13 protein-coding genes are annotated in these 21,248 nt (G+C 73.2%); 7 read left to right on the top strand and 6 right to left on the bottom strand.

The genetic code is table 11. The features are described from left to right. The first annotated feature begins 53 nt into the window (after window positions 1-53). Window positions 54-2,369 carry a heavy metal translocating P-type ATPase gene (locus tag AB0399_RS01490; RefSeq protein ID WP_366409878.1) on the top strand — a complete coding sequence of 772 codons (2,316 nt, stop codon included), beginning with the start codon at window positions 54-56 and terminating at the stop codon, window positions 2,367-2,369. Between the two features lie 149 nt (window positions 2,370-2,518). Here the strand turns inward: AB0399_RS01490 and AB0399_RS01485 are convergent, their stop codons facing one another. Continuing rightward, window positions 2,519-5,101, bottom strand: coding sequence for a D-alanyl-D-alanine carboxypeptidase (locus AB0399_RS01485; protein WP_366409877.1), 2,583 nt, complete (start codon window positions 5,099-5,101; stop codon window positions 2,519-2,521). Window positions 5,102-5,353: 252 nt separating this feature from the next. Here AB0399_RS01485 and AB0399_RS01480 point away from each other — a divergent pair, with 252 nt between their 5' ends. The 3 genes from AB0399_RS01480 to AB0399_RS01470 all read left to right on the top strand — a co-directional run bounded on the left by AB0399_RS01480 (window position 5,354) and on the right by AB0399_RS01470 (window position 7,693). Then, window positions 5,354-6,055, top strand: coding sequence for a GPP34 family phosphoprotein (locus AB0399_RS01480; protein WP_328465032.1), 702 nt, complete (start codon window positions 5,354-5,356; stop codon window positions 6,053-6,055). Window positions 6,056-6,428: 373 nt separating this feature from the next. After that, the gene (locus tag AB0399_RS01475) at window positions 6,429-7,283 is read left to right on the top strand and encodes a helix-turn-helix transcriptional regulator (RefSeq protein WP_328465034.1); all 855 of its coding nucleotides are present in this window, start codon (window positions 6,429-6,431) and stop codon (window positions 7,281-7,283) included. A 200-nt stretch (window positions 7,284-7,483) separates the two neighbouring features. Then, the gene (locus AB0399_RS01470; protein WP_328465036.1) at window positions 7,484-7,693 is read left to right on the top strand and encodes a DUF397 domain-containing protein; all 210 of its coding nucleotides are present in this window, start codon (window positions 7,484-7,486) and stop codon (window positions 7,691-7,693) included. A gap of 102 nt (window positions 7,694-7,795) precedes the next feature. Here the strand turns inward: AB0399_RS01470 and AB0399_RS01465 are convergent, their stop codons facing one another. The 4 genes from AB0399_RS01465 to AB0399_RS01450 all read right to left on the bottom strand — a co-directional run bounded on the left by AB0399_RS01465 (window position 7,796) and on the right by AB0399_RS01450 (window position 13,916). Beyond that, the gene (locus AB0399_RS01465; RefSeq protein ID WP_366409876.1) at window positions 7,796-9,403 is read right to left on the bottom strand and encodes a sodium:solute symporter family protein; all 1,608 of its coding nucleotides are present in this window, start codon (window positions 9,401-9,403) and stop codon (window positions 7,796-7,798) included. Between the two features lie 367 nt (window positions 9,404-9,770). Next, window positions 9,771-10,967, bottom strand: a complete 1,197-nt coding sequence (locus tag AB0399_RS01460; protein WP_329368341.1) for a PLP-dependent aminotransferase family protein — start codon at window positions 10,965-10,967, stop codon at window positions 9,771-9,773. A gap of 167 nt (window positions 10,968-11,134) precedes the next feature. Further along, window positions 11,135-12,238 (bottom strand): ADP-ribosylglycohydrolase family protein, encoded by a 1,104-nt coding sequence (locus AB0399_RS01455; protein WP_328465042.1) that lies wholly within the window; start codon window positions 12,236-12,238, stop codon window positions 11,135-11,137. Between the two features lie 475 nt (window positions 12,239-12,713). Further along, a complete protein-coding gene (locus tag AB0399_RS01450; protein WP_366409875.1) occupies window positions 12,714-13,916 on the bottom strand; it encodes a phosphodiester glycosidase family protein in 1,203 nt (400 codons plus the stop codon). A gap of 552 nt (window positions 13,917-14,468) precedes the next feature. Between AB0399_RS01450 and AB0399_RS01445 the strand changes: the two genes are divergently transcribed. Continuing rightward, window positions 14,469-16,031, top strand: coding sequence for a CehA/McbA family metallohydrolase (locus AB0399_RS01445; RefSeq protein WP_366409874.1), 1,563 nt, complete (start codon window positions 14,469-14,471; stop codon window positions 16,029-16,031). Between the two features lie 139 nt (window positions 16,032-16,170). Here the strand turns inward: AB0399_RS01445 and AB0399_RS01440 are convergent, their stop codons facing one another. Continuing rightward, window positions 16,171-16,938 carry an AMP-binding protein gene (locus AB0399_RS01440; protein ID WP_329368338.1) on the bottom strand — a complete coding sequence of 256 codons (768 nt, stop codon included), beginning with the start codon at window positions 16,936-16,938 and terminating at the stop codon, window positions 16,171-16,173. A gap of 477 nt (window positions 16,939-17,415) precedes the next feature. On the opposite strand from AB0399_RS01440, the gene AB0399_RS01435 reads away from it, so the two are divergent. Together AB0399_RS01435 and AB0399_RS01430 are read left to right on the top strand one after the other, a co-directional pair. Further along, entirely contained in the window at window positions 17,416-20,364 is a 2,949-nt protein-coding gene (locus AB0399_RS01435) for a BTAD domain-containing putative transcriptional regulator (RefSeq protein WP_329368337.1), read from the top strand. 323 nt (window positions 20,365-20,687) lie between these two features. After that, window positions 20,688-20,912: a hypothetical protein gene (locus tag AB0399_RS01430; protein WP_328465051.1), complete on the top strand. Its 225-nt coding sequence runs from the start codon at window positions 20,688-20,690 to the stop codon at window positions 20,910-20,912. Window positions 20,913-21,248 lie beyond the last annotated feature (336 nt).

Raw genomic sequence — 21,248 nt, 5'->3', positions numbered from 1 at the left:
CGCACGCACCGGGCGCACATCGAACGCCGCACGGATCGACCAGGGAGTGAGCAGTGGCGACCAGCACAGCACACACGCACAGCGAACCCGCGGGAAAGCGGGTCGAATTGGCGATCGGCGGCATGACCTGCGCGTCCTGTGCCGCCCGGATCGAGAAGAAGCTCAACCGGATGGACGGGGTCACCGCGAGCGTCAACTACGCGACCGAGAAGGCCAGGGTCGAGTACGCGGGCGAGGTGGCGGTGGGCGACCTCATCGCGACGGTCGAGGCCACCGGGTACACCGCCGCGGTGCCCGCTCCCCCGGCCGCCCCGGCGCCGTCCGCGCACCCGGGCGCACCGTCCGGCTCCGCGGCCGAAGGCAACGGCCCCGCCGACGCCGGCGACCCCGAACTCACCACGCTGCGCCAGCGCCTGACCACGGCGGTCGTCCTCGGCCTGCCGGTGATCCTGCTGTCCATGGTGCCCGCGCTGCAGTTCACCAACTGGCAGTGGCTCGCGCTGACCCTCGCCTCCCCCGTGGTGGTCTACGCCGGCTGGCCCTTCCACCGCGCCGCGTACACCAACGCCCGGCACGGCGCCGCGACGATGGACACCCTGGTGTCGGTCGGCACCCTCGCGGCCTTCGGATGGTCGCTGTGGGCGCTGTTCTTCGGCGACGCGGGGATGCCCGGCATGACCCACCCCTTCGAGTTCACCATCTCCCGTGGCGACGGTGCGAGCGAGATCTACCTCGAAGCGGCCGCGGGTGTCACCGCGTTCATCCTCGCCGGGCGGTACTTCGAGGCCCGGGCCAAGCGCCGGGCCGGCGCCGCGCTGCGCGCCCTGCTCGAACTCGGCGCGAAGGAGGTGGCGGTGCTCCGCGACGGCGTCGAAGTACGCGTGCCCATCGGCGAGTTGGCGGTCGGCGACCACTTCGTCGTCCGCCCGGGCGAGAAGATCGCCACCGACGGGGTGGTCCGCGAGGGCGGCTCCGCGGTCGACGCCTCACTGCTGACCGGCGAGTCGGTGCCGGTCGAGGTCGGGCCCGGCTCGCCCGTCACCGGCGCTACCGTCAACGCGGGCGGCCGGATCGTGGTCGAGGCCGTGAAGGTCGGCGCCGACACCCAACTCGCCCGGATGGCCCGCCTGGTGGAGGACGCGCAGAACGGGAAGGCGGCGGCCCAGCGGCTCGCCGACCGGATCTCCGGGGTGTTCGTGCCCGCGGTGATCGCGCTGGCGCTCGGCACGCTCGTGGTGTGGTTCGCGCTCGGCGAGGGCGCCACGGCGGCGTTCACCGCGGCGGTCGCCGTCCTGATCATCGCCTGCCCGTGCGCGCTCGGCCTGGCCACGCCCACCGCGCTGCTCGTCGGCACCGGGCGCGGCGCCCAACTCGGCATCCTCATCAAGGGACCCGAGGTGCTGGAGTCCACCCGGGCCGTGGACACCGTGGTGCTCGACAAGACCGGCACGGTCACCAGCGGTTCGATGACGCTGACCGCCGTGCACCTCGCGGACGGCGAGGACGAGGCCGCGGTGCTGCGGCTGGCCGGCGCCCTGGAGGGCGCCTCCGAGCACCCGATCGCCCGCGCGATCGCGGCCGGCGCGACGGAGCGGCTCGGCACCCTGCCGGTGCCCGAGGACTTCGCCAACGTGCCCGGGCTCGGCGTGCAGGGCATCGTCGACGGGCACGCGGTGCTCGTGGGCCGCGAGCGCCTGCTGCGCGAGTGGTCGCAGGAACTGCCGTCCGCGCTCGCCGCGGCCAAGTCCGCCGCCGAGGAGCGCGGCGCCACCGCGGTCGCCGTCGGCTGGGACGGGCAGGCCAGGGCCGTGCTCGTGGTCTCCGACGCGGTCAAGCCGACCAGCCGGGAAGCGGTACGGCGGCTGCGGGCGCTCGGGCTGCGGCCGGTCCTGCTCACCGGTGACAACACGCAGGTCGCCCGGTCCGTCGCCGCGCAGGTGGGGATCGACGGGGAGGACGTCCACGCGGAGGTCCTGCCCGAGGACAAGGTGGCCGTCGTCCGGCGGCTGCAGGAGCAGGGGCGGGTGGTGGCGATGGTCGGCGACGGCGTCAACGACGCGGCCGCGCTCGCCCAGGCGGACCTGGGGCTGGCGATGGGGACCGGCACGGACGCGGCCATCGAGGCGGGCGACCTCACCCTCGTACGGGGCGACTTGCTGGTGGCGGCCGACGCGATCCGGCTGGCGCGGCGCACCCTCGGCACCATCAAGGTGAACCTCTTCTGGGCGTTCGCGTACAACCTCGCGGCGATCCCGCTGGCCGCGGCCGGGCTGCTCGACCCGATGATCGCGGGTGCGGCGATGGCCTTCTCCTCGGTCTTCGTCGTCGCCAACAGCCTGCGCCTGCGCAGGTTCTCACCCCTCGCCTGACCGCTCAACGGACCTGTACGAGGGACCCGCGCGACGGACCCGCGCACCTGGCCTGCCCGACACGCACCGCTCGCGACAAGGCCGTTGACACACGTCGTCCCCCGACCGACCGCAGGAACGCGGTCGAGCGGGGGACGACGTACGAACGCTCAGAACCGGGTGAGCTTCGCCCCGAAGCCGGGCGCGTCCAGGTCGCTCTGCAACACCACCGGCACCGACGTACGGGCCGAGCCGCTGCCGAAGCTGAGCGTGCCCACCTGCGTGCCGGCCGCGGCGTGGTGCGGCACGCCGCTGCCGTCCGCCGCGAGCGTGAGGTCCTGCTTCATGCCGGCCCAGCCGATCGCCGTGAGGTCCTTGCCCGTGACGACCGGGGTGCTGCCGCCGAGTCCGTCGTCGACCTTGCCGACGACCGTGCCCTTCTTCACTATCGTCGACGAGCCGAGCCCGCCCTGCACGGACTCGATCAGCGCCTGGCTGCGGGCGAGCGCGGTCTGGAGGCTGTCGTCCACGGTGGTGCCGCCGTGCTGCTGGAGCACCACGCCGAGCACCAACTGCTGCTTGCCGTCGACGGTCTTGTGCGCCGCCCACATCAACGCGCCGCCGGCCGGGGTGCTGGAGCCGGTCTTGATGCCGACCACGCCGACCTTCACCAGGTCGTTGTTGTTGTTGTAGATCCGGCCGACGCCGGGGATGTCCACGTTCGGCATGGCGACCACCGAGCGGAACACGTCGTTCTTCATCACCTCGCGGGCGAGCTTGAGTTGGTCCACCGCGGTGCTGACGGTGGTCTCCTCGATGCCGCTCGCGCCGGTGTAGGTGGTGTGCGTCATGCCGAGCTGCGCGGCCGCCTTGGTCATCTTCGCGACGAAGGCGTCCTGCGTGCCGGAGTCCCAACGCGCCAGCAGGCGGGCGATGTTGTTGCCCGACGGGACCAGCAGCAGTTGGAGCATCCGCCGCTCGTCGAAGCGCTGGCCCTCCTTGACCGGCGCCGTCGACTGGTCGTCGGACCCGGCCTCCTTCGCGGCCTGCGCGTCGACCTTGATCGTCGGCCCGCCCTGGCTGCCGGTGAGCGGGTGGTCGTGCAGGATCACGTACGCCGTCATGACCTTGGTGAGGCTGGCGATCGGCACGGGCGACTGGGTGCCGTGCACCCCGAGCGAGCCCAGCCCCTCGACCTCGGCGACCGCCTGGCCCTCGTTCGGCCACGGCATCGTCTGCGGCAGCGGGGTGCCGGCGAAGGTGTACGTCCGCGCCGCGGTCAGCGACAGGTGTGGAGACGGCAGCGGGCGCAGCGCCTGGACCACGACGAAGACGATCGCGAGCAGCACGACCAGCGGCGTCCAGATCTTGAACCGGCGTGCGACGGTGCGCAGCGCGGTGTCCGGCGGCGGCGGGGTGTTGGTCAGCTCGGCGAGCAGCTTCAGCGGCTGCTTGTCGGGGGGCGGCGGCACCGGCATGGAGCGGGTGCTCCCGGGGCCGGCGGCCTCCTCGGCGGAGCGGTCGGCACCGCCGGGGGCGGAGGGCGCGGGGGGAGTGGAAGGCGCCGCGGGTCCGGAAGCGGACTTGGCGGGCGCGGCGGGGGGCTGCGCGGGGGGCAGCGGAGCCGGGCGCGGCGGCGCGGTCTCGGCCCGCGTCGGGCGGCCGGGAGCACCGAACGCCACGGAGGACCCGCTGGAAGGGGCCTGACGGCCGTTCTGCGGCTCTTCCGGCCACTCCGCGGGGATGTCGGAGACGAGCGGCTTCACCGTCGGCCCAGGGCGCTCCGGGGGCGCGGAGGGGGGCGCTGGGGCGTCGGCCGGGCGCCCGTCCTTGATGTCCGCGCCGGCGGACGGGATTTCACCCGCCCGGGCGTCGGCCGTCCGGGAAGCCTCTGCACCCGTTCCAGCGACGGAACCGGAACGGGAAGCGGAATCGGCATCGGCATTGGTGCCGTCGTCCGTGGCGGTGCCGTCGTCCGTGGCGGTGCCGTCGTCCGTGGCGGTGCTGTCGTCCGCGTCGGCAGCGGAGTCCGTGTTCGCGGTGGAGGCGGCGGCGGCGTTGAAGGTGAAGGTGAAGGTGGCGGAATCAGCGTCGGCCCCGGCCTCGTCCGCGGCTTCGGCGTCCTCCGCCGCGGCGACCGGAGCACCGTCCTCCTCCTCGGCGGAGTCCGCGTCGGAGTCCTCGGCGGAGTCCGCGTCGGAGTCGCCGTCGGAGCCGACGGAGCCCTCGTTCGCCTCCGCGTCGGCGTCCTCGCCCGCGTCCTCGGCGCCACCCGCCCCGGACTCGTCGGACCCACTGGCCCCACCAGCCCCAGCGGCCTCCTCAGCCTCATCCGTCTGGTCACGATTCGGTTCCGTTTTCCCGCTCTCCTCCTGCGCCGAACGGGGCGCGGGAGGTGCGGCGGGGGGCGCGGAATCGGTCACGGCGTCCACGGTCGCTACGTCGTCGGACGTAGCGACCGCGCCCGCCCGGGACCGTGCGGACGAGGCGTCCGACGGCTCCGCGGAAACGTCGTCAGACGGGTGCGATCGGGGCTCTGAACTGGGATCTTCGATGTCGTCCTGGGCGTGCGAGGGCGGCGCGTCCACCGCGTCGCCCGCCGTCTGCTCCTCGGGACCGCCCTCGGTCGCCCGCGCCTCCGGCGTCTCCATGGGCACTCGGAACACCGCCAGCCTCGGATCTGTGGCCGGGCGGATACCCGGCTCCCCCGACGTCTCGTGCTGCTGCTCCCTGCCGGGGGCGTCGCCCGCCACGCAGACCTCCTCCACACATCGTGATGACTCATGCACACACTCGGGCAAAAGCGGCCGGATACGGCGCCTTTACCGGTCCTCGACCACACTGGCAAGTGTCCCGCGAGAGGCGCGCAGGCCGTCTGCGACACCCCATCCACCCCGTAGACGAGAACGACATACCAGCCGGTTCCCGCCGATATGGCGAAGGCGCTCTCGACAGGCCGGTGTGAGAGGCGTCACCCTGTCATTCATCCACGCGGGGAGGCATGGATGGGCAAGAGCCGCAGAACAATTCCGGAAGAGCTGTTGCTGCTCGCCCTGGACCCGACCACCGGGACCACGGCGCAGCCGCAATCGCTCGACCTCGGCCTCGCCGGGGCGCAGCTCGTCGAGCTGGCCCTGGCCGGACGGATAGCCCCTGACGGGGATCGTATAGCCGTGGTGCACCCACGGCCGACAGGAGATCCGACTCTGGACTCCGCGCTCGAACTGCTGCGACGCCGCGGCAGCCCGGTGCGTGCCGTCCACTGGATCGGCGGGCCCCGGCTGGGGTTGCGCCAGACGTATCTCGCACACCTGGAACGGTGCGGCATGGTGCACGCCGTGCCGGGTCAGATGTGCGGGGTGCTGCCGACCACGCGGTACCAGGCGACCGACAGCGCGGTCAGCCGGGAGATCAGGTCCCGGCTGGACAGCGCGATCCGCACCGGCGTGCCGCCGGACCCGCGGACCGCGGCGCTCGCCGCGCTCGCCCACGCCGTGGGACTCGGCAAGCACCTGTACCCGGGCAACGAGGGCCGGTCATCACGATCGCGCCTGCGTGACCTGATCAGGTACGACCCGATGGGCGGTCTCGTGGCGCACGCCGTCATGGATGTGCAGAACGGGGTGGCGGCGCAGCCGAAGCGTCCGCCGGCCCAGGCGCAGCGCTCCGCGGGGCACAGCGGGATGGCGCGGGCGGGAGCCCGGTGACCTGACCGACGGCAGGCCGACAGCATATGTCGTTCACGCGACACACAGTACACATCAGGTTGCTACCCGTACACATGGCGGTGGCGGTGCTCTCCGGGCCTTTCGGCGGGAGTACGCACCGCGACCGTGAATCCGGCCCGGGGCCAAGGGCGTTCGGGAGCGGCTGTGGCGCGCGGGGCGGCGACGTGCCGGACATCGTCCGGACCGCCGCCGCCCCGCGCGCCGCCGTCTTCCCCCGCGACCGGTTCCCCCGGCAAGCGAATCCCCGGCAACCGGGGGTTGCAAGGTTGTCCGTCCATTCGCCAGCGCGGCGATGACCGGTAGTGGCAGGCTGCTGACCATCAGTACGGTTCAGCGTGGAGGTGCAGTCCCTGTGGTCGCGAACGTGAACCCCACCGTCAGGCGACGCCGGTTGGGGTCGGAGCTGCGCAAGCTCCGCGAGCAGAAGGGGATGACGGCCGAGGAGGTCGCGGCCCGGCTGCTGGTCTCCCAGTCGAAGATCAGCCGCCTGGAGAACGGGCGCCGCAGCATCAGCCAGCGCGACGTACGCGATCTGTGCGGGGTCTACGGCGTCGAGGACGTGCGGATCGTCGAGTCGCTGATGCAGATGGCCAAGGAGTCCCGGCAGCAGGGCTGGTGGCACGCCTTCGGCGACATCCCGTACAGCGTCTACATCGGGCTGGAGACCGAGGCGGCGAGCCTGCGGGTCTTCGAACCCCAAGTAGTGCCGGGCCTGTTGCAGACGCCGGCGTACGCCGCCGCGATGATCGCGGGAAACCTGCCGGAGGCCACCACCGAGCAGGTCGACAAGCGGGTGAGCGTGCGGATGCGCCGCCAGGAGCGGATCACCGACCCCGACTCGCCGCTGCGGATGTGGGCGGTGGTCGACGAGGCCGCGCTGTGCCGCCGGGTCGGCGACAACCAGGTCATGCGCGAACAGCTCTCCAGGCTGGTGGAGTTGAGCCACCTGCCGCACGTCACCGTGCAGGTGCTGCCGTTCGACGTGGGCGCGCACCCGGGTCTGAGCGGGCAGTTCGCGGTGCTGGAGTTCACCGACACCACGGACGCGACCGTGGTGTACCTGGAGGGCGTGAACAGCGACCTGTACCTGGAGAAGGACACCGACGTGCAGGCGTACAGCGTGATGTACGAGCACCTGCGCGCGCAGGCGCTGAGCGCCGAGCAGACCCGGGCGTTCATCACCGACGCGGCCGCGCGCTACGCGTAACTTCCGCCCCGGAAAGCCCCGTTGGCGGGTGAAAGCGGGCAGCATACGCCCCTGGCCGGTCAATGCGGAAGTCCTGAGGGGAATATGCCATCCAGTCGGGTGAAGGGCCTCTCCGTGCCCTGATGTTGGCCGGTAGCGTCGAATGCGTCAGTCAATGGCGTATACCGCGCCGACCGCAACCAGCACAGACCGGAGCACAGATGGCTATCAAGCTGGGCAGCACCCCCGCCTGGACCAAGTCCTCGCGTTCGACCGGCAACGGCGCATGCGTCGAGGTCAAGTCACCCGCCGTGGAGGCCGTGGTGGTCCGCGACTCGAAGGACCCGCAGGGTCCGGTCCTCACCTTTTCCCCCGAGGCGTGGGCGTCCTTCGTCACCGACGTGGACGGCGGAGCGTTCGAACTGCGCTGACACCGACCGCGCGAGCGTCACTCACACCGCAGAGGAGCCCTCTCGACTGGCCGCCGTCCTGGCCGAGGGGGCTCGCTCCGTCTCCGGGCGGCCGCTACCCCGTCACTCCGTGGCGGGCTTCGGGTGCCCCAGCGGGTCGCCGGCGCCGTCCGTGCCGCCCGCACCCTCGACGCCTTCCGCGCCCTTCGTACCGGGCGCCCCGGCCGCCTCGGCCGCCCCCTCGGCGTCCACCTTCGCGATGATCGCGTCCCGCTCGGGGGTGTCCTCCGGCTTGATCCAGCCGATCACGATGAACAGCACCAGTGAGACCGCCACCGGACCGGCGATCTGGTACTCCAGGTTCACCCCGCCCGACACGGCGTCGTTCACCGGGTAGTTGAGCAGGTAGAAGGCGAGCAGGCCGAGCGCCCAGCTGGTCAGCGCCGCGGTCGGGCCCGACCTGCGGAAGCGCCGCATCAGCCCGAGCATGAACGGGATCGCGATCGGCCCGACCAGCCCGGCCACCCACTTGATCACCACCGTGATGATGTCCTTGAACGTGGGCGAGTTGACCTGCGTCGCCACCGCCATGGACAGCCCGAGGAAGACCAGCGTGGTGATCCGCGCCGCGAACAGGCCGACCCGGGTGGTCCAGCCGCGCGCACCCCGGGAGACCGCGGGCGCGATGTCCCGGGTGATCACCGCGGAGATCGCGTTGGCGTCCGAGGAGCACATCGCCATGGTGTGCGAGAAGAAGCCGACCACCACCAGGCCCAACAGCCCGTGCGGCAGCAGCCGTTCGCTCAGCAGCGCGTAGGAGTCGGACGCGTCGGGCTTGTTCGCGTGCACCAGCAGCGGCGCGACCCACATCGGGAAGAAGAGCACCAGCGGCCAGACGAACCACAGCGCCGAGGACAGCGCGGCGGAGCGCGACGCCTCACGGGCCGACGGCGTCGCCATGTAGCGCTGCGCCTGGTTCCACATCCCGCCGTTGTACTCGAAGGTCTTGATGAACAGGTACGCCAGCAGGAAGACGGTCGTGTACGGGCCGGCGGTGGGGTGGCCGTGGTGGCGCAGCGCGGGCTCGTCCCAGACGTTCCAGATGCCGCTGATGCCGCCGATGTGGCGCAGCGTGGCCACCAGCATCGCGACGCCGGCGATCAACTGGATGACGAACTGGCCGAGTTCGGTGAGCGCGTCGGCCCACAGGCCGCCGACCGTGCAGTAGACGGCGGTGATCGCGCCGGTGATCACGATGCCCTGGGTGATGGTGATGCCGGTGAAGACCGACAGCAGGGTGGCGATCGCGGCCCACTTGGCGCCCACGTCCACGATCTTGAGCAGCACCCCGGACCAGGCCAGCGCCTGCTGGGTGGTGAGGTTGTAGCGGTCCTTGAGGTACTCCAGCGGTGAGGCGACGTGCAGCCGCGAGCGCATCCGGTTCAGCCGGGGCGCGAACAGCTTGGCGCCGATGCCGACCCCGATCGCGATCGGAAACGCCCAGGTGGCATAGGACGTGAAGCCGTACTGGTAGGAGATGCCCGCGTATCCGGTGAACATCACCGCGCTGTAGCCGGCCATGTGGTGCGAGATGCCGGACAGCCACCAGGGCATCCGTCCGCCGGCCGTGAAGTAGTCCCCGACGTCGTCGACGCGTTTGTGGGACCACAGGCCGATCACGACCATCACGCCGAAGTACGCGATGAGAACGGTCCAGTCGAGACTGTTCATGTCCCCTCCCGGGGGTCCGCCTTGTGAACGTGAGGGCGCTTCGCCGTGCCGCTCGCTCGGGCGGGGTCGCCCCCTTGCGGGAGTGGGGACTTGGGGGATTGAACCCTTGTTCCGGGGTACCGGTCAAGGGCTAGGTCGTTCATGAACCTGAACTCAGGTCAGAAAGCAGAACGATTTTACTCGTTCTTTGCTCAGCTTGGCATTGTGACGACCCGCCCGCCGAACCGACGATGAGCGGGCACTTCGCCGGACGTCCGCACCCCCGCGCCCTGGCGCGCGGCATGACGGAACGGCCGCCCGGGACGCGGGAGTTCCGGGCGGCCGTACAGGAAGGAGAGGACCGGCACGAGCGGTCGCAGCCGCGCTCCTACGGCCGGAACACCTTGGCGAGGCGCGCCAGCCCCTCGCCGATCTCCGCCGCGGTGTGCGTGGTGAAGGACATCCGCAGCGCCGCCGGATCGGGGTCGGCGGCGAAGAACGGCGCGCCGGGCACGTAGGCGACGTCGTGGCCGACCGCGACGGACAGCAGCGCGGTGGCGTCATGCCCTTCGGGCAGTCGCACCCACAGGAACATGCCGCCCTCGGGCCGGTTCCACCCGGAGCCGGCCGGCAGCGCGTCCGCCAGCCCGGCCACCAGCGCGTCGCGCCGGATACGGTAGGCCGCCCGGACCCGGTCCAGGTGCGCGTCCAGGTCGCGGTCGGCGAGATAGCGGGCGACGGCGGCCTGGTCGACGGTCGATGTGTGCAGATCGGCGGACTGCTTGGCGATCACGCAGGCCCGGCGGAAGCCGGCCGGAGCACGCAGCCAGCCCAGCCGCAGCCCGGGGGCCATCACCTTGGAGAAGCTGCCGAGCAGGATGGTGCGGTCGGCCGCGGCGTCGTACGACGCGATCTGCGGCTGGTGCGCCCCCTCGAAGCGCAACTCCCCGTACGGGTCGTCCTCGGCGATCCACAGCCCGTGCCGCCCGGCTATCCCGGCGACCGCGCTGCGCCGCTCGGCCGGGAGCGTACGGCCGGTGGGGTTCTGGAAGTTGGGCACCAGGTAGAGCAGCTTGGGCCGCTCGCGCCGCACCAGCTCCTCCAGCGCGTCGGGCAGCACCCCGTCGGCGTCGGTGGGCACCGGGACCACCCGGGCGCCGGCGAGGCCGAAGCACTGCAGCGCGGCGAGGTAGGTCGGGTTCTCCACCAGCACGGTGTCGCCGGGCTCCAGCAGCGCGGTGGCGACCAGGCTCAGCCCCTGCTGCGAGCCGCCGGTCACCAGCAGGTCGTCCGGCTCGGTCGGCAGGCCGCGCCCAGACAGCCGGGCCGCGATGGCGGCGCGCAGGTCCGGGTCGCCCTCGGTGGTGGAGTACTGGAGCACCTGGCCGGGGCGCTCGGCGAGCACCCGGTCGTACGCCTGGCGCAGCCCCTCGGCGTCGAACAGTTCCGGCGCGGGCAGCCCGCCCGCGAAGGAGATCACCTCCGGCCGCGCGGTCAGCGCGAGGATCTCGCGTACCGGCGAGGAACCCACCGAGCGGGCGCGGCCGGCGAGTTCGGGGGGTGCTCCGCGGAGGCTGGTCGTCATGGCGTGCAGCCTACGAAGAATCGTTGCTGTGTCCAGCTACTTTCCACGATGCGGGCATCCGGCCCGCGAGGCGCCGCACACAGTGGGCGTACCGACCGCCACGCACGGGTACGGCCGTACCGGGTGCCGGTCCGTGGCCGCCCGCGCCCCGCCCCGCACCGCCGCGGTCAGGCCGCCGGGTAGCGGTCCAGCCACGCCGGGCTCGCGCCGGACGGGCCGTGCAGCGCCGGGGACTGGGTCATCTCCATCGCGAAGTCGTCCGCGAGCTGGAGGATGGTGGCCCGCCCCTCCAACTCGGCGATCCAGGCGGGCGGCAGCGCGGTCTCGCCGTGCTGGACGCCCAGCAGGTTGCCGCAGATCGACCCGGTGGAGTCGCTGTCGCCGGAGTGGTTGACCGCCAGCAGCAGCCCGTGCCTGACGTCCTCGGCGACCAGCGCGCAGTAGACGCCGATCGCCAGCGCCTCCTCGGCGGTCCAGCCCTCGCCCAGCGCCTCGACCCGCTGCGGCGACGGCAGGCCCTGGCGTACCGCGCCCAGCGCGCTCTGGAGGGCGTCGGTGGTCTCCTGGTGGCCCGGGCGGGCGCCCAGCAGGGCGAGGGCGTGCTGCACGGAACCGTCCAGCGCCTCGCCGCGGGCCAGCCCGTGCACGATCACCGCGAACGCGCCCGAGGCGAGCTGCCCGGTGGGGTGGCCGTGGGTCTGCGCGGCGCACTCGACCGCGAGCTGGAAGACGAGTTGCGGCTCCCACCCGACCAGCAGGCCGAACGGCGCGGACCGCATCACCCCGCCGCACCCCTTCGAGCCCGGGTTCTTCGGCTCCTCCAGGGTGCCCATCCGGTCGTCGGACAGGCCGCTGAGGCAGGCGCCGCCGGGCGCGCGGCGCGCGTACAGCCACTCCTCGCGGGCCAGCCAGCCGGTGTCCTTGCGGCGCTCGTCGGGGCCCCACTCGTTCTGGGTGGCGGCCCACCGCAGGTAGGCGCGGTGGATGTCGGTCGGCGGGTGCCAGGCGCCGGTGTCGCGGCGGACCTGGGCGCGGATCAGGCCCTCGACCGTGAAGAGCGTCATCTGGGTGTCGTCGGTGATGGCACCGCGTCTGCCGTACGCGGGCACGTAGTCGGTGACGCCGTCGGGGCCGTGGGTGTTGAGGACGGCCTCGAGCGACTCGAATTCCACGCCGGCGCCGAGTGCGTCGCCGATCGCACCGCCGAGCAGGCAGCCGCGCACCCGGCTGCGGAAGTCCTGCTGCTGCGCGCGTCCCCAGACAGCGGTCAATGCGCTCCCCTTCGAACATCACCCGATCCGATCCCGTGCTGCGCCGCACGATATCCGACGAAACCGAGAGCGGAAGGGGGGCCGAGGGTAGGTGCGGGGTTGTCCGCGAAGGGCCGTCTTTTCCGGCGTTTTCCGGGGTTTCTCCCGGTACGGGGCGGGGCGGGTGAGTCGGTTGGGGCGGATTGGGCCGGTCGCTTCGGTCGGTCGCTTCGGTCGCTTCGGTCAGTCGGGCGGGCCGGGGGGGCGGTCGGGGCGGTGGGGGCGGGCCGGGAGTTGGGCCGGGGTTGGAGAGGAGCAGGCAGGGGCGGGCGGGGGCAGGCGTGGGTCAGGTGGGGCTCAGGAGAGGGTCAGGGGGCGTACGCCGGGTGCCATACAGGAGTGCCAAATGCGCTCCGGCGTACGCGCAGCGCACTGTGCCGCCCCTCCAGGGAGCCGGCTCCACGGCCCGCGGACCGGCGGCCGGCTCCCCGCCGGCTCAGTGGCCGGCGCTGAACACCCCGACCGCGTTGGCGACCGGGCGCTCGGCCACGCCCGAGGGGTGGTTGCGCACGGTGGCGGCCGGGTCCCCCGGGGCGCGGGTGACCAGCGTGGTGGAGCCGCCGCCGTCGAGGTTGACCGCGTCGTCGGCGCCCGCCTGCCGCATCACGTCGGCGACCTCGGCGACGGTCAGGCCCGGGTCGGCGGCCGCGGTCCCGTCGAGCGCGAGCAGGTAGAGCGTGCGGCCGTGGTCGCCGAAGCCCGCGGCGGTCCGCACCGCGGCCGTCTTCGCGTCGAGCCCGGGCAGCGGGGCGCCGTCGCGCAGCACCGGGAAGCCGCCCACCGCGAAGGCGTACGGCACGTGCGACGCGGTCGGGACGAGGCGCTCGCCGACGTCCGCGCGGTCTCCGACGTGCAGCGTGCGCAGGGTGTCCGCGCCCGCGTCCCGCCCGACCAGCACGGTGCTGCCCGGCGCGATCGCGCCCTGCCCGGGGGTGTCGGCCACGGCGGTGACCCGGCCGCCGCGCACGGTCACCTCGTAGGTGTCGGTGCTGCACGCCGCGGCGCGGGAGGTGTCGGAGCCGCAGACGGCGCGCTCGCGGGAGACGGTGCCCCACCCGGCGGTGTACGCGCCGATGCCGCCCTCGGGCAGCGCGTACTGGTTGAAGCCGCCGAGCGGGTGACTGCCCTGCCGGGTACGGACGCTGCCGGCGAGGGTGAGCCGGTCCAGCCGGGCCCTGCGGTCCACGCCGACGCCGAGCACGTCCCGCGTGGTCCCGCCGGGCGGCATCGCCGGGCCGAACCGCTGCGCGTCCGGCACCGCTGCCTTCAGCGCCCGGCCCGCGGCGATCTCCGGGCCGTCGGAGGAGCCGGTCGGGGTGACGCCGGCGTGCTCCTCGCTGATGTTGAAGAAGTCGCCGTTGACGGCGCCCACCGCCCGGGCGGAGTCGGCGAGTTGGGACACGGGTGCCCGGTCGGCCACCGCACCGGGCGTCAGCAGGTCCACCCGCACCCGCGGGTCGGACAGGTCGACGGTCAGCATGTACCCGGTCACGGCGCCCTTCCCGCCGTCCACCGAGAACTGCCCGTACGTCACTCCCCGTGCCACCTGCTCCACTTGGGAGTACGGCAGGCCGCCGGCGTCCCGCGCCACCGCCGCCGATGCCCCCGCCAGACCGCCGGCCAGCGCCGCGAACGTCACGACCGCCGCTCCCCCGGCCCGCACCCGCGCCCTCACCCGTGCCCGCGCCCGTGCCCCGCTGTCCGTCGGCCCCGCCGTGGCTCTCGTACGACCGCTCACGTCTCCTCCTCCGACCCGCAACTCAGCTTCTTCCGGAAGGACTTCAGCAGCCCGGCGCGGGCCGCACGGTGAACCGCGGGCGACGGGACGGCGGCGCTGCGGCGAATTCGCCCGCACGGCAGCGCAGTTGCCGCGGTGGCGCGCGGCACGGATCACGCAGCCCACGAGGGGCGCGCCGCGCTTTCCCACCGCATACGGCCCTGCGCGTGCGGGTCGTACGATCACGCGCCCGGGGCGAGGGGTTGGCATGTGCATGTGCACGTGGGCGAGCGTGCCGAGGCGCACCCGGGCGCACAAGCCCACGGCCGTCCCGGCGTACGGGCCGGGCCCGCTCCGACGTGCGCTCCACTCACCCGAACGGCCGTACCGCCACACCGATCCCGCCGCCTTCCGCCCCCGGGCGCACCAGGCCCGGCCACGCACCCTTCACCCGGACCCCCGACCGTGGACGCCATGGACCGACGAGATGTACTGAAGCTCTCCGCGAGCGCGGGTGCGGCCGGCGTCCTTACGCTGGCCCCCGTGGACTTCGCCGCCGCCTCCGACTCCGGCGCGGGCCCCGGCTCAGGCCAGGACCCCGCGGCCGGCTCCCCGACACCCGCTGACGGCACCGAGGTGACCCGTACCCTCACCGGCCACCTGCCCACCGGCGTGGCCGACTTCGTGTACCTGCCGCTGAACGTGCCGCGCGGCGTACGGCAGATCGCCGTGTCGTACACCTACGACCGGCCCGACGTGCCCGCCGGGCTGCTCGGCAACGCCTGCGACATCGGCATCTTCGACCAGCACGGCACGGACCTGGGCGGCCGGGGCTTCCGCGGCTGGTCGGGCGGAGCGCGCACGGAGTTCTCGATCAGCGCGGAGCAGGCGACGCCCGGCTACCTGCCCGGACCGGTCGAGGCGGGCACCTGGCATGTGGTGCTCGGCCCGTACACGGTCGCGCCGCAGGGCCTGGACTACTCGGTGACCGTCACCCTCACCTTCGGCGACCGCGGCACCACCCCCGTGCCCGACTACCCGCCGGAGCAGGTGCGCGGCCGCGGCCGCGGCTGGTACCGCGGCGACTGCCACCTGCACACCGTGCACTCCGACGGCAAGCGCACCCTGGAGCAACTGGCCGCGCTCGCCCGGGCGGCGAAGCTCGACTTCATCAACTCCAGCGACCACAACACCTCTTCCGCGCACCCGCTGCTCGGCCCGCTGGCCGGCGACGACCTGCTCATCCTCACCGGTGAGGAGATCACCACCCGCAACGGCCACTACCTCGCGATCGGCCTGGACGGCGGCGAGTGGATCGACTGGCGCTACCGGGCCCGCGACGACGCCTTCGACCGCTTCGCCCGGCAGATCCGCCGGGCCGGCGGCATCGTGGTGCCCGCCCACCCGTACGGCACCAGCCTCGCCAGCCAGTGGAAGTTCGGCTACGACAACGTCGACGCCATCGAGGTCTGGAACGGCCCCTGGACCGCCGACGACGAAGCCTCCCTGCTCACCTGGGACAACCTGCTCACCGGTGCGGCCCGGCGCGGCGACGGCCAATGGCTGCCGGCGATGGGCAACTCCGACGCCCACCGCGACCCCGACGTCGTCGGCCTGCCGCAGACAGTGGTGCTCGCCGACGGCCTCGACCGCCGCTCCCTGCAGGCCGGCATCCGCGCCGGGCACTCCTGGATCGCCGAGAACGCCGATGTCCGGCTCTCCCTGTCCGCCACCGGCCCGCACGGCGAACACGCCGGTATCGGCGACCGGTTGCAGGTCGCCGCGGACGCCGAGGTGACCGTCCGCCTCCAGGTCGCCGGTGTGCCGGCCGGCTCCCTGCTGCGGCTGCTCACCGACGAGGGCCAGGTCGTCGGACAGGTCCTGCCCGCCTCCGGTGCCGTGGAGTGGACCACCACCGCGTCGCTGGCGTCCTATGTGCGCGCGGAAGTACGGCACCCCACGGCGGCAGGCGACACCTCCGGCCTGCCCGGACCGGCCGTCGCGCTCACCAACCCGATCTGGCTCGGCCGCCGATAACCCCTTCGCACACCCCTTCGCGGCGCAGCCCCCCGCGGCACCGCCCCCTCGTCTCCGTTCCTCCTGCCCTTCTCATCCGTTCTGATCCGTGCTCATCCGTCCGGGCGCTCCTGCTGCCGTCCGCGCATCGCGCCGACCACTACACCGCGATCCGGATCGGCAGCAGGATGCGCCACACGGCATCCTCCACGCCGTGCACCGCGGCGATCCAGCCGACGTTCTCCTCGTCGGTGCCGAGCCGCACCGCCTGGGCCAACTCGTCCATCACCTCGGTGAGATCGCCGTGCGACATCGCCGGCTCCAGCCGACCGCCCACCGCCCCGTCATCGTGGTACCGGTGGTAGGCGGGCGCGCCGCGCAGCACGCCCACCGGCCGCCAGTTCTGCGCGAGCCGCCACACCGGTTCGCCGGAGACATGGACGCCATCCGCCTCGACCACCTCGACCCGCGTCCGGTCGACCGCCAGCGGCGTCCAGGTGTCGGTGCCGGTGAGCACCATCGCCGGGTCGCAGCGCCGCACCGCGTGGGCCACCGAACTCGTCGCCCCGGGCGAGGACAGCACGAGCGGCACCGCGGACATACCCGCGTACAGGCAGCCGAGGAACGCGCCCGCGAGGTCGGGCCCTTGCGGGTAGACGAGCATGACGCGGCTGCCCGGTTGCAGCACGCTGCCCAGCCGCGCGGCGACCGCCCGGGCCCGTCGGTCCAGCTCGGCGAAGCTGCACCCGGCGGTACCGGTCGTCGGCGCGCTGTCTCCGTAGGGCAGCGCGGGTATGCCCTGCGGCCGGTGCTCGGCCCGCTGCCGGAGCAACGGGCCGGGCAGGCGCCCGCCTTCGCCCAGGGTGGTGTGGGAACCACCGCCGCGCCCCCGCCGGCGCCGGCTGTGCTTCCCGCCGCCGCGGGTCACCGTATCCGTCCCGGTGGGTGCGGGCGGTACGGGTCCCGTCCCCGGGAGCGTGGATGTCCCGTGCAACGACGGCCAGGAGAGCACCGCACCGGACACAAGTGTTGTTTCCCGGCGCAATCCTCCTGAAACCGAAGAATCCGCCGAATCGTTTTTGCCCGACACCCGCATGTCTCTGTCACCCGCCCGTTCGCAGGACACACATAGGTGTGAACCTGTCCCACACAACACAACCTCCGCGCACGCACAGACAGAACCTCGAATTCGGCCCAACATTCGGCACGAGGCCGGATCGGCACCATGCACGGGGTGACCTCGGCCGCCCGACACGGCAAACTGGCACGGACGGGGCCGAACTTTCGGCTCCGCATGTCATGCAGAGAACTGTTCCGTCCAGCGATGAACGATAGATATACGCGCGGAGCGCCGGGCTCGGGGACGCACCCGGCATGTGCACATGGGCGATCCAGGGGGCAGACGATGGAAAGCAGCACGGACCCGGGCGGCCTGCGCTTCGCGGTGCTGGGCCCGGTGCGTGCCTGGCGCGGCGACGTCCCGATCGGCACCGGGGCGCCACAGCAGCGGGCGGTGCTCGCCGCGCTGCTGCTGCGCGGTGGCCGCACCGCCTCCGCGTCCGAACTGCTCGACGCCGTCTGGGGCGAGAGCCCGCCCAACACCGCGCTCGCCGCGCTGCGTTCGTACGCCTTCCGGCTGCGCAAGGCGCTCGGCCCCAAGGCGCTGGTCACCGACTCCGGCGGCTACGCCCTGCACGTCGCGCCCGACGCCCTGGACTACACCGTCGTCGAACGTCTCGCCGCCGACGCGGAGAAGGCGAAGGCGAGCGACCCCGAGCACGCCCGGCGCCTGCTGGCGGCCGCCCTCGACCTGTGGCACGGCGAACCGCTGGCCGGCCTGCCCGGGCCGTACGCGGAGACGCAGCGCTCCCGGCTGGCCGAGTGGCGGGTCGGCCTGATCGAGGCACGCCTCGAACTCGACCTGGAACTGGGCGCGCACGCCGAGGCGGTCTCCGAACTCACCGCGGTCTCCGCGGAACACCCGCTGCGCGAGCGGCTGCGCGTCCTGCTGATGCTCGCGCTGTACCGCAGCGGGCGCCAGGCCGAGGCGCTGGGCGTCTACGCCGACACCCGCCGCCTGCTCGCCGACGAGCTCGGCATCGACCCCTCCGCCGAACTCAGCGACCTGCACCAGCGCATCCTGGAGGCCGACCCGGACCTGGCCGCGCCGGTCTCCGCGCACGCCGGCACCCCCGAGATCGTCCGCCCCGCGCAACTTCCCGCGAGCGTGCCCGACTTCACCGGCCGCCGCGCCGTCGCCGACGAACTCGGCCGCCAACTCGCCCTGGCCACCGAGCAGGGCAAGGAGGGCGGGGTGATGGCGGTCTCCGCCGTGGCCGGGATCGGCGGCGTCGGCAAGACCACCCTCGCGGTGCACGTCGCGCACGCGGTCCGGGACGCCTTCCCCGACGGGCAGTTGTACGTCGACCTGCAGGGCACCGAACCGCGCCCGGCCGAGCCCGAGGCCGTACTCGGCGCGTTCCTGCGGGCGTTGGGCGTTCCCAACCCCGCCATCCCCGACTCGCTCGCCGAGCGCGCCGCGCTCTACCGCTCCACCCTCGACGGCCGCCGCGTCCTCACCCTGCTCGACAACGCCTACGACGCCGCGCAGATAAGGCAGTTGCTGCCCGGCACGCCCGGCTGCGCCGCTCTGGTCACCAGCCGGATGCGGATGGTCGACCTGGAAGGCGCGCACCTGGTCGACCTCGACGTGATGTCGCCCGAGGAGGCCCTCCAGCTCTTCAGCCGGATCGTCGGCGAGGAGCGGGTGGCCGGTGAACGGCAGGCCGCGCTCGCCGTGGTGGGCGCCTGCGGCTTCCTCCCGCTGGCGATCCGGATCGCCGCTGCCCGGCTGGCCGCCCGCCGCACCTGGACCGTCTCCGTGCTGGCCCGCAAACTCGCCGACCAGCGCCGCCGGTTGGACGAGTTGCGGGCCGGCGACCTCGCCGTCAAGGCCACCTTCGCGCTCGGCTACGGCCACCTGTCGCCCCAGCAGGCCCGCGCCTTCCGGCTGCTGTCCCTCCCCGAGGGCCCCGACATCTCGCTGGACGCGGCCGCCGCCGTCCTGGACCTCGACCCGTACACGGCCGAGGAGTTGCTGGAGACACTGGTCGACATAAGCCTCATCGAGTCGGCGGCGCCGGCCCGTTACCGCTTCCACGACCTGCTGCGGCTGTACGCGCGCGAGTGCGCCGAGCGTGACGAGACCGAGCAGGAGCGCTGCTCGGCGCTGTCCCGGCTGCTGGACTTCTACCTCGCCTCGGCCACGGCCGTCTACGCGCTGGAGAACCCCGGTGACCGGGTGCTGGACCACCTCGCCGTAACCTCCCTGCCCGGCATGGCCTTCGACTCCCGCGAAGCCGGGCTGGAGTGGCTGTTCGCCGAGGCCCAGGTCCTGCTGGCGGCCGTCGAGCAGTCGGCCGACGACGGCTGCGGCGGCCTGATGCGCAAGGCGACGGACCTGCTGTGGGCCGCCCAGGACCTGATGGAGTCGGGGATCTACGCCCGGCAGTACGAACAGGCCGCACACGCGGTCGTGGCCACCGCGAACGCCTGCGGTGACGCCCTGGTCGAGGGCCGGGCCAGGGTGCTGGTCGCCCAACTCCTGCGGATGACCGCCCGTTTCGCCGCCGCCGACGAGGAAGCGCGGCGCGCGATGGTCGTCGGGCTGGCCGCCGAGGACCCCGTCACCTGCAGCTACGCGCCGAACCTGCGCGGCATCATCGCGCACCAGGCGCAACGCTTCGACGTCTGCACCGAATACCACGAGGCCGCCCTGGAGGCGTTCCGCTCCGACGGCAACCGGCACGGTGAGGCGTCCGCCCTCAGCAACCTGTCCCGCGCCCAGCTGAGCCTCGGCGACTCCGACGCGGCGGTGGCCAACAGCCAGCAGGCGCTCGCCGTCTACCGGGAGTTGAACGTCGGCTTCCGGCTCGGCAACGGGCTGTACGCCGTCGCCGTCGCGCTGACCGCCGCCGGACGCATCGACGAGGCGGTGGCCCGCCTGAACGAGGCGGTGGAGATCTTCCGCGACGCCCGGCAGCAGTTCTGGGAGGGCATGGCGCTCTACCGGCTGGCCGAGGCGCACCGGGCGGCCGGCCACAGCCTGCGGTCGGCGGCCGCGGCCGAACAGGCCCTGGTCATCCAGCGCGAGGTCGGCGGTGAGTGGCGCACCGCCAACGTACTCACCGTGCTCGGCCGCGCGCTCGCCGACATGGGCCAGCTCGTACGAGCGCACGCATGCTGGCACGACGCGCTGGGCATGTACGTGGCGCTCGGCTCTCCGGAGGCACAGGAGGTACGGCGGCTGCTCGGTGACGAGACCGCGCCCTCGGTGATCCGGATGGTCGGCTGACGACGGCCCGCCCCGGCACGGAGTGCGACGCGGCGGGCCCGAGCCGGACCGTGTACCGGATTTGACGGGACCGGGTTGCGGCCTGGTCCCGTGACCGGGCGGAACCGGGCACGGGCCCGGCGGGACGGGGCGGAAACGGGCACCGGACGCGCGGCCCGGGACTGCTACCAGCCGATTCGGCAACTCATCGATACCGTTTATCGGTTGATTATCGGCGGCTGCCACGATTCCATCACCGCACGAGCCGCCCGCCCGGTGATGCACGGGGGTCGTCGCCGGGTGGGCTTCACCACAGCAGGTCCCCGAAGTGCAGGAGAACCACCATGACGACTGAGACCACCGAGACCACCGAGAACCAGCCGCCGACCGACCCGACCGACCCCGCTCCGCCGACCAAGCCGACTCCGGGAAAGGTCGAGCCGGCCAACTGGCACACGGAGGACGCCTCGGAGGCCCCGGTCGACGGGCTGCTGGCGGACAAGCCCACGACGAAGCCCGGTCAGGTCAAGCCGAACAACTGGCACACCGAGTCCGAGCCCGCAAACTGATCCGCCGCGAGGCGCCCGTGCGGCACGGCACGGTGTGGCACGGGGCGCCGGGCGAACTGCCCAGCGGCGGGCATGGTCCCGTGGACCTGGAGATGGGGGTTTCCGGGTCCGCTGGAGAAGAGGGGGACGCCCGAGGGGGGACCGGCGAGCTGGCTCAGGGGGCCGGCTCACAGTCCGGGCAGCAGGTCGGCCGCAGCGCGGAGGGGGCGCTGCGGCCGACCTGTGCGGTGCGGAGGGTGGGGGATGTGCGCGGGTGCGCGGGGTGCGGGGTGCGGGGTGCGGGGTGCGCGGGGATTCCGCACCGGCGGAGTGCCGGTGCAGCGGGTGGAACCGGTA

Origin of the sequence: Streptomyces sp. NPDC088194 (assembly GCF_040702025.1) — a bacterium.
Classification (GTDB): Bacteria; Actinomycetota; Actinomycetes; order Streptomycetales; family Streptomycetaceae; genus Actinacidiphila.
This window is presented reverse-complemented; position numbering and strand designations above follow the sequence as displayed.